General features: G+C 73.3%; 11 protein-coding genes. 5 read left to right on the forward strand and 6 right to left on the reverse strand.

Annotation, left to right across the window (positions count from 1 at the left end):
- Positions 1 to 21: 21 nt before the first annotated feature.
- Positions 22 to 420 carry a type II toxin-antitoxin system VapC family toxin gene (locus AC24FB_RS04335; RefSeq protein WP_425714649.1) on the reverse strand — a complete coding sequence of 133 codons (399 nt, stop codon included), beginning with the start codon at positions 418 to 420 and terminating at the stop codon, positions 22 to 24.
- Positions 411 to 635 carry a type II toxin-antitoxin system Phd/YefM family antitoxin gene (locus tag AC24FB_RS04340; RefSeq protein ID WP_425714650.1) on the reverse strand — a complete coding sequence of 75 codons (225 nt, stop codon included), beginning with the start codon at positions 633 to 635 and terminating at the stop codon, positions 411 to 413. The genes AC24FB_RS04335 and AC24FB_RS04340 overlap by 10 nt, the downstream gene beginning before the upstream one ends.
- A 118-nt stretch (positions 636 to 753) precedes the next feature.
- On the opposite strand from AC24FB_RS04340, the gene AC24FB_RS04345 reads away from it, so the two are divergent.
- Positions 754 to 1971 (forward strand): hypothetical protein, encoded by a 1218-nt coding sequence (locus AC24FB_RS04345; RefSeq protein WP_487561053.1) that lies wholly within the window; start codon positions 754 to 756, stop codon positions 1969 to 1971.
- A gap of 10 nt (positions 1972 to 1981) precedes the next feature.
- On the opposite strand, the gene AC24FB_RS04350 is transcribed toward AC24FB_RS04345, so the two are convergent.
- Positions 1982 to 3142: a glycosyltransferase family protein gene (locus tag AC24FB_RS04350; protein WP_425714652.1), complete on the reverse strand. Its 1161-nt coding sequence runs from the start codon at positions 3140 to 3142 to the stop codon at positions 1982 to 1984.
- Positions 3143 to 3191: 49 nt separating this feature from the next.
- Between AC24FB_RS04350 and AC24FB_RS04355 the strand changes: the two genes are divergently transcribed.
- Positions 3192 to 4376, forward strand: coding sequence for a glycosyltransferase (locus AC24FB_RS04355; protein ID WP_425714653.1), 1185 nt, complete (start codon positions 3192 to 3194; stop codon positions 4374 to 4376).
- Here AC24FB_RS04355 and AC24FB_RS04360 read toward each other — a convergent pair.
- From AC24FB_RS04360 to AC24FB_RS04370, 3 genes are read right to left on the reverse strand one after another with little or no spacing between them, the layout of a single operon-like run.
- Complete coding sequence (locus AC24FB_RS04360) at positions 4373 to 5497, reverse strand: glycosyltransferase family protein (protein WP_425714654.1); 1125 nt, start codon at positions 5495 to 5497, stop codon at positions 4373 to 4375. The two genes, AC24FB_RS04355 and AC24FB_RS04360, sit on opposite strands and share 4 nt — an antisense overlap.
- Complete coding sequence (locus tag AC24FB_RS04365; protein ID WP_425714655.1) at positions 5494 to 6618, reverse strand: glycosyltransferase family protein; 1125 nt, start codon at positions 6616 to 6618, stop codon at positions 5494 to 5496. Before AC24FB_RS04365 ends, AC24FB_RS04360 begins: the two co-directional genes overlap by 4 nt.
- A gap of 32 nt (positions 6619 to 6650) precedes the next feature.
- Positions 6651 to 8426 (reverse strand): ABC transporter ATP-binding protein, encoded by a 1776-nt coding sequence (locus tag AC24FB_RS04370; RefSeq protein ID WP_425714656.1) that lies wholly within the window; start codon positions 8424 to 8426, stop codon positions 6651 to 6653.
- 157 nt (positions 8427 to 8583) lie between these two features.
- Here AC24FB_RS04370 and AC24FB_RS04375 point away from each other — a divergent pair, with 157 nt between their 5' ends.
- The 3 genes from AC24FB_RS04375 (at position 8584) to AC24FB_RS04385 (ending at position 12975) form a co-directional block, all read left to right on the forward strand.
- Entirely contained in the window at positions 8584 to 10569 is a 1986-nt protein-coding gene (locus tag AC24FB_RS04375; protein WP_425714657.1) for a glycosyltransferase, read from the forward strand.
- A complete protein-coding gene (locus AC24FB_RS04380; RefSeq protein ID WP_425714658.1) occupies positions 10566 to 11786 on the forward strand; it encodes an acyltransferase family protein in 1221 nt (406 codons plus the stop codon). Before AC24FB_RS04375 ends, AC24FB_RS04380 begins: the two co-directional genes overlap by 4 nt.
- A 154-nt stretch (positions 11787 to 11940) precedes the next feature.
- Positions 11941 to 12975 (forward strand): hypothetical protein, encoded by a 1035-nt coding sequence (locus AC24FB_RS04385; RefSeq protein ID WP_425714659.1) that lies wholly within the window; start codon positions 11941 to 11943, stop codon positions 12973 to 12975.
- Positions 12976 to 13027 lie beyond the last annotated feature (52 nt).

Consider the following 13027-nt stretch of genomic DNA (forward strand, 5'->3'; position numbering starts at 1 on the left):
AGCTGCTGAGCGCTGGGGGCACTACCAGGTCAGCGTCCGCAGCCCAGGGAAACCGGTGACGGCGCGGTCCACGGACACCAGCACGAGATTCTCCGTCATCGCCTGAGCGACGAGGAGGCGGTCGAACGGGTCGCGATGGGCCCAGTCGAGACGGCCCGCAAGGAGCGCGGCATCGGTCTCGAGCGGGAGCTCGGTCGCCCCGATCTCGGCGACACGCGGTGACCAGCCGGCGAGGAGACCCTCCGCCTCCGTGAGTCGCCCGAGCCGATGCTTCGTCGACACCTCCATGGCCGACACCGCCGAGACGACGAGCCCCGATCCTCGATCGGCCAGCGCGTCGCGCACGTGTTCAGGCACACGGTGCGGTGCCGCGAGGAGCCACAGCAGGACGTGCGTGTCGAGGAGATGGTTCACTCCCACGCGGCCAGCTCACTCTCCGGGAGCGGCTCGTCGACGTCGTCCGGTACGTCGAAGGACATCGTGCCGAAGGTGCGAGGCGGCGCCCCGTCGACGGCGACCAACCGGGCCACGGGCACGCCGGCCCGGGCGATGACGACATCCTCACCCCGGCTCGCTCGCACCAGGAGCTCGGAGAGTCGGGTCTTCGCCTCCTGCACGTTCGCCATCTCGGTCATGACGCCATGATACTCCTGGTCTGGTCAACCTGACCAGACCAGAGGAGCCGCGGCCGGACATGACGGGCAGAACGGCCCGCCGCGAGCCGGATGACGACGTCGGACGATCCCTAGGGTCGTGGGTATGCAGCCGCTCGTGCCCACGTCCCGTCCGCTGTCCCCCGCCGAGCTCGTCGACTGGATCGACCACCGCGACCAGATCCACACCGAGCAGCTCGGCCAGGAGTACGCCCTGGCGACGACGTCGGGCACGCTCCTCGTCACCGGCACCGCTCCCGAGCACGGGCCCCTCGTCGTCCGGGCCGACCGGAGCGGCGTCAGCGTCGGCGACCACCGGTGGGCGGCCGCGGACATCCGGGCGGCCCTCGTCCACGCGCCGGGCCTGCTGAGCGCGGACGAGGAGCGGGCCGCGCGCGAGGAGCTGGTCGCACGGACCCCGTACGCGAGCCACCCGATGGTCGCGAAGGCGATGCTCGCCCGGACCGACGCCACACGGGAGGTCGGCGCCCGCATCCTGCTCGACGTCGCTCCCGGCCCCGTCGTCATCGAGCTCGAGGGCGTCCTCGCCTTCCAGGTGGCGCGCCTCCACGGGGCGTTGTGGCTGGCCCGCGGTGCGGACGCGGAGGCGGACATCGCGTGGGGGCCGTCTGACGTCGACACCGACCCGTGGCCCGAGCCGCTGCAGGAGTTCCTCGCCGCGGGCGGGGACCTCGCCGCGGTCGACCCTCCCGCACGTCCCCGGACGGAGGCGCCACTCCGTCTGCCGGTCGTCGGCGAGCCCGACGCGCTGCGCCCCGAGGAGTCGGCGGGCTACGCGCGCTACCGCCTCGGCCTCCTCGGGACTCCGCCCACCACCGATCTCCTGCGCGTGACGGAGACGATCGAGGAGGCACCGCCCAAGGGCCGTCGCGGACTACGCGGACTGTTCGGATCCTCCAGCCGGCAGGTCGAGAAGGAGCGGACCTTGCGCGCCGGTCCGGACGGGGTCGAGATCGACGGCGAGCACCACGGGTGGGACGCGGTCTCCCGGCTCATGGTCCGCATCGGCGAGCTCCGGCTCGCCGACACCTGGACCGGATTCCTCCGCGAGCTACGCCATCTGCTGCCCGACGCGAGCAACCAGTACCTCTCCGAGGTGCTCCTCCTGTCCGGTGGGTCGCACCACCTGGTCGACGGCGAGATCGAGCTCGACGCCGGGGGCGGGCCTCGGACCCTGACGCTGGCCGGTGAGCGGGTGTTCCAGCTCGCGTCCTGGCTGCCGGTGGTGCGCGCGGCCGCGCGGGACCACGGGGTCGACGCCGACTGGGAGCTGCCGGCCTGGTACGTGCGGGACTAGAGGCGATCCACTACGCCCGCCCGGCGCGGGCCGCCAGCGCCCCGACCGCCTCGCCCCACGCGGTGATCTGCTGCTCGGCGGACAGCTCCCGCGCCGCGGCGTCTGAGCCTGCCTTCCACCGCGCCACCTCGGCCGGGTCGAGCCGATCGAGGAGCGCGACGAGGTCGGTCTCCTCGTAGCCGGCCGTCACGGCGCCGAGCCTGTGCTCGCGGACGAGGCCCGCCATCTCGGGGTTGGGGCCGACGACGATCCCGAGGCGCGCCTGGACGAAGTCGAAGAACTTGTTCGGCAGCGTCCACTCGAGGTTGAAGGTCACGGGCGGCACGAGGAAGAGGCCGACGTCGTAGCCGGCGAGTGTCTCGACAAGCTCGTCGGCGGGCACGGCGTCGTGCAGCGTGACCTTCTCGGAGGCGTCGGCGAGCGCCGCGATCTCCGCGAGGTAGGTGGGGTCGGACGGCATGAGGTAGAGGTCGAGCGTGGCCCCCGACGTCGAGGCCTCGACGGCCCGCACCATCACCTCGAGCGCGCGCACGCGCGTCGCTCCCCCGGAATGGACGAGGCGCACGGGCTCGCCGACCGGCGTCGGGCTCGCGTCCCGGAACGGGGCGGCGTTGACGACCACCCCCGCCCGCACCCCGTACTCACGCTCGTACTCGCGCGCCAACCCCGCACCCACCGTCGTCACGGAGTCGCACAGCGGCAGGAAGGTCCGGACGAGCCACCGGTAGTAGGGCGCGACGAAGAGCCGCCACCGCGGCGAGGCCTCGTGCTGGCGCGGCGCGTACTCGTGGAGGTCGGCGTGCACGCCGCCGCGCGGGTGCAGCCCGAGGGCCAGGGGCACGGTGTCGGCGTCGTTGGCGACGACGACGTCGAACTGCCCCACCGGCAGCACCTCCCGCAGGTACGCGTTGACGGCGTTGTCCCGGTAGACCGCGGCGAACCGGCGCTGCATGAGCAGGAGCCGGTCCTTGTGCCAGGCGACGAGCTCGTCGGGGATCTGCACGTGCTCGACCACGCCGTCGGGAGCCGGCCCGTAGCCGACCGAGGTGACGTCGTGGTCGCGCGCGAGGAGCCGGATCTGGCGCAGCAGCCGGGCGTCCGAGGTGAGGATCGAGTACGAGATGACGAGCACCGAGGGGCGGGAGGTCGGTGCGTCGGCGGCGTGCGTCATGGCGCCCATGCTCCCACCCGCGGCCCCCGTCGCCCGGCACACTGTCCGTATGAGCCCCAGCCTGCGCGACGTCATGGCCGCCGGCGTGCGGCGCCTGCCCGACGAGCGGCGGGAAGCCGTCGAACGGCGGCTGTTCGCCCGCGAGCTTCGTGCGGCCGGCGAGCTCGTGCCCTACCTGCCGGACGACCGCACCGCGGGACTGCTCGTCGGCCCGACGAACACGGCGGGCCAGGGCTACCTGTGGGCGCGGGCCGTCGAGGAGCACCTGGGCGGCGTGGCCGCGCGCTCGGTCACCCTCGAGCGTCCCGGCGGCGTCGACCGCTTCTCCTACCCGACCGATGTCGCCCTGCCGCTCGCCCTGCGCCCGGGCCGGGCGGCGTGGCGCGACGGGGTGCTCGCGCGGTTCAGCCACGCCCTGTTCGAGACGGGCTACTCCCCGACGACGATGACCACGGCGGTGGCGGACCGTGACGAGATCGAGCGGTACCGGGCGGCGGGCGTGACACCGGGCGTCGTGTTCCACGGCTCCGAGATCCGCGACCCCGACCGGCACGCCGAGCTCTACCCGACGAGCCCCTACCGGGACGCCGTGCGAGTCGACGACGCCGCGCGCGAGCGGATCCGGGCCGCCCAGCGGCTCCTCGAGGTCGAGGGCCTGCCGGCGTTCGTCACGACCCCCGACCAGCTCGACCTCGCGCCGGGGGCCACGCTGCTGCCGATCGTCGTCGACGTCGAGGGGTTCGCAGCGCCCCACACGGTGCCGGCGCTCGGGCACGAGCGGCCGATCGTCCTGCACGCGCCGTCGAACCCGGCGCTCAAGGGGACGGCCGTCATCGAGCCGGTGCTCGAGGCGCTCGACGCCGAGGGGCGGATCACCTACCGGCGGCTCGAGGACGTCCCGCACGAGCGGATGACGGAGTTCGTCGCCGGCGCAGACGTCGTCGTCGACCAGATCCTGCTCGGCGCCGTCGGTGTGCTGGCGGCGGAGGCCATGGCAGCGGGGCGTCTCGTCGTCGGGCACGTGCACGAGCGGGTACGCGCGCGGCTCGACGGCGACCTGCCCGTCGTCGACGCGACCCCGGAGACGTTCGCGCACGTGATGGACGAGATCCTCACCGACCGCGACCGGTTCGCCGAGATTGCGGTTCGTGGGCCGGACTGGGCGCGCACGCACCACGACGGGCGGGCCTCGGCGGCGGCTCTGGCGCCGTTCCTCGGGGTCGCGGAGATCTAGCTCGTCAGCAGCTTCTCGATCGCGTCGCCCCACTTCTCGACCTCGGCCTCGGCGGCGAGCTCGCGGGCTGCGGCGTGGCTCGCGGACTTCCATCCGGCCACCGTCTCCTTGTCCAGCGTGGCGAGCGTGGCCTCGATGTCGTCGACCTCGAAGCCGCCGGTGACCGCGCCCAGCCCGTTCTCCCGCACGACCGACGCCATCTCCGGGCTCGGGCCCGTGACGATGCCCAGGCGCGCCTGGACGTAGTCGAAGATCTTGTTCGGCAGCGTCCACTCGAGGTTGAACGTCACGGGCGGCACCACGAAGATGCCGACGTCATTGCGGTGCAGGACGCCGACGAGCTCCTCGTACGGCACGGGCTCGTGCACGCGGACGTTCTCGGTGGCCGCGGCCTGCGCCTGCAGGTCGGCGAAGTAGTCCTTGTAGACCGGTACCACGTAGAGGTCGAGCTCGACGCTCCCGGGCAGGCGCCCCGCCGCCTCGATCGTGCGTTCGAGGTACCGCCGGGGCATGGCAGCGCCGGAGTGGACGATCCTGATGCGCTCGCCGACCTCACCGGGCTCGAGCTCGTGGAACGGGGTCGCGTTGGCGACGACGCCGACCGGGACATCGACGATCGTCCCGTACTCGCGGGCGAGGCCTCCGGACACGGTCGTCACCGAGCGGGCGCGCGTCAGGTACCGGCGGCACAGCCAGAGGTAGTACGGGCCGATCCTGCGCCGCCAGGCCTCGTCCTCCTCGTGCCACCGGGGGAAGTACTCGTGCATGTCCGCGTGGATGCCGAACCGCGGCTTGAGCGACACCGCGACAGGCAGGGCGTCGGCGTCGTTGGCCAGGACGGCGTCGAAGGTGCGGCCCTTGAGCTGCCGGCGAGCGCCGCGCATGGCGGGCTGCTGCCAGTAGGCCAGCCGGTAGATGCGGGTCGTGATGATCCGCCCGTCGAGCTTGCGCGGGAGCGAGCCGTCGAGCTCGATGTGCTCGACCACGCCGTCGGGCGTGGGCCCGTACCCACAGGTCGTCACGTCGTACCGGTCCGCGAAGTACCGCACCTGCTTGATCACCCGCGGGTCGGTGGCGATCTTCGAGAAGGACAGGATGAGCAGCGAGCGGCGGTCGGTCATGCGCCGACCATATGGGCGATCGGCCGTCCCCAGCCTTCCAGTGCCCGCTCCGCGGCGAGCTCGGTCGCGGCCGTGTGCGCGGCCGACTTCCACCGTTCGACCCGCTCGGCCTCGAGGGCACGGAGCGTGGCGGCGACGTCGTCGACCTCGAAGGTGTCCGTGACGTCCCCGAGCTCATGCTCCCGCACGACCTGCGCCATCTCGGGCGACGGCCCGACGACGATCCCGAGCCGCGCCTGGACGTAGTCGAAGATCTTGTTCGGCAGCGCGTGCTCGTGGTTGAAGCCGGTGGCAGGCAGGACGTAGAGACCGACGTCGTAGCCGTTGAGCGTGTCGATGAGGCTCTCGTAGGGCACCGGGTCGAGCACGCGGACGTTCGACGTCGTCGCCGCGAGGGCCTGGAGCTCGTCGAAGCATGCCGGGTCGTGCTTGACGAGGTAGAGGTCGAGCGTGACGGCGTCGGCGGCCTTGCCCGCAGCCTCGATCATCCGGTCGAGGTGCCGGCGCCGGATCGAGGCGCCCGAGTGGACGACCCGGATCGGGGTGGCCACGGGCGTCGGTGAGAGGTCGTGGAACGGGGTCGCGTTGGTGACGACGCCGACGTCGGCACCGGTCAGTTCCGTGTACGCGCGGGCGATGCCGCCGGACACGGTCGTCACCGCGGCCGCGCGCGGCAGGTACCGCCGGCAGAGGTAGCGGTAGTAGGGACCGATGCGCTTCCGCCACAGCGGGTCGTCCTCGCGCCACCGCGGGAAGAACTCGTGCATGTCCGCGTGCACGCCACCCCGGGGTTTCAGCCCGAGCGCGACCGGCACGGCCTCGATGTCGTTCGCGAGCACCGCGTCGAACTCGCGACCGGACAGCAGCGAGCGCGCGGTCCGCATCCCGTTCTGCCGCCAGAGCGCGGCCCGGTAGGCGCGCAGCGTGATGAGCCGCCCGTCGAGCTTGTTCGTCCGGCCGGCCGGGAGCTCGACGTGGTCGGCGACGCCCTCGGGCGCCGGGCCGTACCCGCAGGTCGTCACCTCGTAGCGGTCGGTGAGGTACCGGACCTGCTTGAGGACGCGGGGATCGGTGGCGATCGAGGAGAACGAGAGGATGAGCAGCCGGGCCGCCTGAGTCATGGGCGGGATTCTTCCATCCGGCGGCCGCTGCCCTACGCCAGCCCGGCGAGGTTGGCCTGGTGCGCGAACTCGGGGTGCGCAGCGACGACCTCCTCGAACGTGCCGCGCGCGGCGATCGTGCCGCCGCTCATGAAGCACACCTCGTCGGCGTGGCGGATCGTCGAGAGGCGGTGGGCGACGGTGACGACGGTGACCTCGCCGTGCAGCTCGCGCAGCGCGTGCGTGACGGCCTCCTCGGTCGCCGTGTCGAGCGCCGAGGTGGCCTCGTCCATGACGAGGACGAGCGGGTCGGTGTAGAGGGCCCGGGCGATGCCGAGCCGCTGCCGCTGACCGCCCGAGAAGGCGAGGCCGCGCTCGCCGACGAGGGTGTCGAGCCCGCCGCGCTCGTCGACGGCGTCGAGCAGCTGGGCGCGCCGCAGGCAGTCGCGCACCCGGTCCTCGTCGATCGTCGAGCCCCAGGCGAGCGCGACGTTCTGCGCGATCGACCCGTTGAACAGCGAGACGTCCTGGGGGACGTAGCCCACGCGGGAGCGCCAGTCGGCCAGGACGTCGTCGAGGTCCTGGTCCCCGATCCGCATGATGCCGTCCTGCGGGACGAGCAGCCCGAGGAGGATGTCGACGAGCGTGGACTTCCCGGCGCCCGACGAGCCGGCGAGCGCCACGTGGGTGCCCATGCGGACGGTGAGGTCGATGTCGTGGACGGCGGGCGTCTGCGAGGTGGGGTAGGTGAAGCCGACTCCCTCGAGCACGAGCTCCGTCGGCTCCCCGACGATCGGCTCGCGGCCCACGGTCTCGGCGTCGCGGATGAACTTCTCGGAGGCACGGATGTCGTAGATGACCCGCTTCGCGTGCGGGAGCGTGGTCGAGGTCTGCGTGAGGATCGCCTGCATGCGCGTGATCGCGGGGATCATCCGGAACCCCGCGACGCCGAACATCGCCACCGCGGCGAACGCCTCGGTCGCCCCGCCCTGCCAGTAGCCCACGCCTCCGACGAGCACGAACCCGCCGATGAGCGCCACCTCGAGCACGTACTTCGGCGCCTGTCCGAGGAACTGGCTGTTGGAGCGCGCGCGGACGGCGTGCTTGCGGTTGTCCCACACGACGTCGGCGACCTCGGAGGTCTTGTCCCGCAGGACGATCTCCTTGAGCGTGGCCACCATCTCGGTCATCAGGCGGGCGGTCTTGAGCGAGTAGTCCCGGTTGACGCGGCCGGCCACGAGGGCCTTCGGGTTGACCACGAGGTAGAGGAGCGCGGCGAGCGCCCCGAGGTAGACGACCGTGATCGCAGCGATCATCGGCTCGGCGACGACGAGGACGAGCAGCACCGCGAGCGTCGTGGCGATCTCGGTCGGCAGGCTCGCGACCGGCAGCAGCAGGCCGGAGGTGGTGTTGGCGATCCCGACGTCGGCCATGCGGACGAGCTCGGCGGAGTTGCGCGAGAGTCGGTCGGTCCACGGCGAGTGGAGGTAGGCGCGGAAGAGCCGGTCCCCGATCTCCATCTCGTACTCGGCGAACTTCCGGGTGGCCACCCAGCGCATGGCGAGCGAGGCGATCGACTTCGTGCAGATGAGCGCGCACACCGCGAGGAGGACCCAGATGTACTGGTCGATGCTGATCTCGCCGATGAGCGGGAGGCTGACGGGCTGGCCGGACACCATCGGGGCCATGACCAGCGCGAGGATGCCGAGGGCCACGACGTCGAGGAGCGCGAGCAGCGCCGTCACCGTCGAGTACACGAGGAGGTAGCGGCGGGCGCCGTCGGGGAGCATCGGCAGCAGCGTCCGCGTCGTCCTCAGAAGGTCCTTCACCCGTGCTCCTGCTGCTCGTCGTCCGGGCGCCGGGGCGTCCGTGGGGCGCGCCGACCGGCGCGTGCCGTTCATCGTGCCACGCGGCCCCACACCCGGGACGGCCGCACGCCGGTGGGGTCGCACACCCGTTTCCGGGCGCTCTCCCTATCCTTGCCGGGTGCGTCCACACCTCCTCTACGTCGCCTGGGGCTTCCCGCCGTGCCGGGGTTCCGGCGTCTACCGGGCCCTCGCGACCGCCAACGCCTTCGCCGAGGCCGGGTGGGACGTCACCGTCCTCACCGCGCCGCGGGAGCTGTTCACCGAGCTGTTCGGGGCCGACCTCTCGCTCGAGCGGCGCGTGCACCCGGCGATCGAGGTGCTGCGGGTCAAGCAGGAGCTCGCGCACATCGAGACCGACCTCGCCGGGTACTCGCGGGCGCGCGTGGCCTCCGAGCCGGGCTGGTTCTCGGCGTTCATGCGGTCGAGCGAGCTGAGCTTCCCCGAGCGCGTCTACGGCGGGTGGGCCGCGAACCTGCGCGCCGCCGCCGAGCAGGTCCACGAGCGCCACCCGGTCGACCTCGTGCTCGGCACGTCGAACCCGCACGTCGACTTCGTCCCCGGGCAGCACCTCGCCCGGCGCGCCGACGTGCCCTACGTCCTCGACTACCGCGACGGCTGGGCCCTCGACGTGACGACGGGCCGGCGCGTGTCCGGCGAGCGCTCGCGCGCGTGGCGCACCGAGCGGGAGCTCCTGCTCGGCGCCGAGGAGGCGTGGTTCGTCAACGCCCCGATCCGCGACTGGTACGACGAGACCCTGCCGGAGGTCGCCGACCGCACGCACGTCGTGGCCAACGGGTACGACGGCGACCTCGGCGAGGCGATCGACTCCCTGCGCCCGACCTCCGCCCCCGACGACGACGCCCCCCTCACCTTCGGCTACCTCGGCACCCTGTACGGGTCGGTGCCGGTGCGCGAGCTCCTCGAGGGCTGGCGGGCGGCGCGGGCGCGGAGCGCGGACCTCGCGCGGGCGCGGCTCGTGCTGCGCGGCCACGTGGGCCACCAGGGCGCGCCCGAGGAGCGGACCCTCGCCATGCTCGCCGAGTTCGCCGGCGACGGCGTGGAGCACGGCGGTCCCGTCCCGCGCGCCGAGGTGGCGTCGGTGTACGCGGGCTTCGACGTCCTCGCGCTCCCGCTCATCCCGGGGCGGTACGTCACGAGCGGCAAGGTCTTCGAGTACGCCGCGACCGGCCTGCCGGTGGTGTCGGTGCACGGGCCGGAGTCGGCGGCGTCCTCCGTGCTCGACGGGCATCCCGCGTGGGTGCTGACGGAGTCGATGTCCGCCGACGACGTCGCGGACGCGCTCGTGGCGGGCGCTGCGCTCGCGCGCTCGGCGACCGCGGGCTCCGTGGCCGAGACCCGCGAGTGGGCCCGGCGGTACGCGCGCGAGGAGCAGCTGGCCCCTCGGGTGGCCGAGCTCGGTGAGTTCGTCGCGCGGCGGGCGGCAGAGCTCGGCCTTCCGGTGCCGGAGGTGCGGGCGCACGAGCACCCGCACGACGACGAACCCCCTGCTGCGGAGCCCGCCGGTTCTGTGCCGGCCCTCGGTGGCGGTGCCGATACCAGTGCCGGCGACGACGCACCCCGACGGTTCGTCCTCGTCGTCGGGTCCGAGGATCCGGCGGACGAGGTGCTCGCGCGGTCCGCGGGGGCCGGGGACCTGGCCGAGCGGCTGGGGAGCCCGGGGGCGCCGGCGCACGTCACGCTCGTGTGCCGCACGGCGCCGGTCGCACCGGTGGCGGGTGTCGACGTCGTGCACGTGATCGCCGAGGACCACGGGCCGCTCGCGAGGATCGCGGGCTCCGGGAGGTACCGGTCGTTCGACGCGGCCACGAGGCGCTCGGTGCCCGGGCGGCTGCTCGCCACCCTCAGCCCGGTCGACGACACCCGCACCGTGTGGCGGGCCGCCCGTGCCGACGCGACCGCGGAGTCGCTGGCCGGGCAGGCGGACGTGGCCGTCGCCGTCGACCTGCCCGCCGTGCGCACGGCGTGGGAGTGGCTGCGGCGCGGCGTCGTCGGTCGTGCGGTGCACGGCGTGGCCGCGGCCGAGAGGCTGGCGAGGCGCGAGGAGTCCGCGGCGGGCGCAGGGTCGTCGGGGTCGCGCGGGTGAGCGCGGCCCGCGGGGAGGGCGGGGAGCGCGGGGAGGGCGGGGAGCGCGCGGCGAGTCGGACGGACCAGGTGTCCCGCGGCCCGTGGACCACGCCGGGCACCCCCGGCACGCTGCCCCGGCTCGACTCGCTCACCGCCCTGCGCTGGTGGGCCGCGCTGGCGGTGTTCGCCCACCACATGACGAACTTCGCGCCGCTGCCGATCTCCGGACCGCTGCGGCTCGGGGCGCAAGGCGTCGCGTTCTTCTTCGTCCTGTCGGGCTTCGTCCTCACGTGGTCGGCCCGGCCCGGCACCCCGGTCTCGACGTTCTACTGGCGGCGGTTCGCCCGGATCTGGCCGGCGCACATGGTGGCGCTGCTGCTGGCGGTGGCGGTGTTCGTCGGGCCGCCCGCGGACGTCGAGGAGAGCTGGGTACGGCCGCTGTCCCTCGTCCTCCTGCTGTCCGTGGTGCTGCTGCACGGGTGGTCGAGCAACAACGAGGTCGTGTTCTCGGGCAACCCGGCGTCGTGGACGCTCTCGCTCGAGGCGTTCTTCTACGCGACGCACCCGTGGCTCGACCGCGTGCTCGGCCGCACCGGACGCAGGGCCGCTCTCGCGGTGCTGTTCGCGATCCCGCTCACGGCGGCGGTGCTCTACCTCGCGCGGTCCGAGATCGACGCCCTCGCCCACCTGCCGCGGCCGGTCCTCCGGCTGTGGGAGTTCTGCCTGGGCATGGCGCTCGCGCACGCCGTCCGGCTGGGGTGGCGGCCGCGGCTGCCCGTGCCCGTGGCGCTCGGGCTGCTGCTCGCCGTGTGCGCAGGGGTGTTCCTCGGGCCGCTGCGCGCCGCGGACGCGTGGGAGGCGCTCCGGCTCGGCCCGCTCACCCCGGTCGCGATCCCCGCGGTGTGCGGGGTGGTCATCCTCGCCTACGCGGTGCGGGAGCTGCGCGGTCGCGCGGACGGGTCGGGGCGCGGGGCGCCGGCCGGCTGGCTCGTGCGGCTCGGCGAGTGGAGCTTCGCCTTCTACCTCCTGCACGCCACCCTCATCTACGCCTGCCGCACGTGGTTCGGCCTCCAGCCCATGGGGTGGGCCAACCTGCTGATCTACGCGGCCGTCCTCGTGCCGTCGATCGTGGCGGCGTGGGCGCTGCACGCGTTCGTCGAGCGGCCGATCGAGAGACGGATGCGGCGGTGGAAGGACCGGCGGGACAAGGCGCGGTTGGAACAGCAGGAGCGGTAGGAGCAGGCGCGGTTCGATCAGGCGCGGTTGGAGCAGGCGAGCACGGGCTCGTCACGGTTCGCTCTCGATGCGCACCCGCCCCCCGTGCTCTCCACGTGAGGCCCGTACAGTCATCCATGACACCGATCTCCGGCCCGACAGGACGGCACGCGCGATGAGGCGACCCGGACCACGACTCGCGGCGGCGCTGCTCGCGGTCGGCGCCGCCACCGCGGTGCTGACGAGCTCGGCGGCCGCCATCCCCGACCGGCCCGACGGGATCTCGGACGCCGCCTGGGAGGACCTCCAGGCCCAGATCGCCCGCGGCGAGATCGAGCCCGGTGAGCTCGAGGACCGCATCGCAATGCAGGAGCGTGCCGCGCCGATCGTCACGGACATCGCGACCCGCCACGCGGATACGTTCGCCGTCTCCGAGCTCCGGGACGACGCCACCGCCCACCTGTACTTCACCGGCGACGTCCCCGCCGACGTCGTCGACGAGCTGGCGGCCGAGCCCGGGATCGTCGCCCACGGCGGCGCGGCGTACGACGCCGGGACCGCCGAGTCGATCGGCGTCGCCGTGCACATGGCGCTGGTCGAGCACCTCGGTGCGGGCGCCTCGACGGTGACGGACCCGGTCTCGGGCGAGATCAACGTCGAGGTGGCGTCCCAGGCGGAGGCGGACGCGATCGAGGAGCACCTGGCCTCCGGCGCGCTCGACCTCGACGGGTCCAGTCCCACTCCCCTCGACGTCGACGAGGCCGCGGTCATCGACTCGATCGTCGTCCAGGTCAGCGCGGCGGGTCGTGGGGACGACCTCGTCCTCCAGCCAGCCACCGTGGACGCCGTCGCCGGCGAGTTCTCGATCGCGACGCTGCCGGAGACCGTGCGACTGTCGTCCACGGGGACCGACGACATGTTCTACGGCCGGCTCGAGGTCGAGGACGGCTGCCTCGTCGTCGTCAGCACAGTCGGCCAGGGCCTCACGCGCCTGGCGGCGCTCCCCGAGGGCGCGGCACCCGTCACCGACGACGACGGGAACCTCGCCGTCCTGTTTCCCGACGGCGCGATTGCCGACCTGGGCACCGAGTACTCGGTGGACAAGGGCCAGATCGGAACGATCCCGGCCCTGTACGGCGCCACGACCCCGGCATTTACAGGGGGCCAGACCGAGGCAATGTTCATCAACGGCGTCGAGCTGCCCGACTGACCGGCGCACCGGCACAGTGGGGCACGTGGAGGAGGCGACTGCTCGTCGGCAG

It is taken from the genome of Georgenia sp. Z1344 (genome assembly GCF_057652375.1).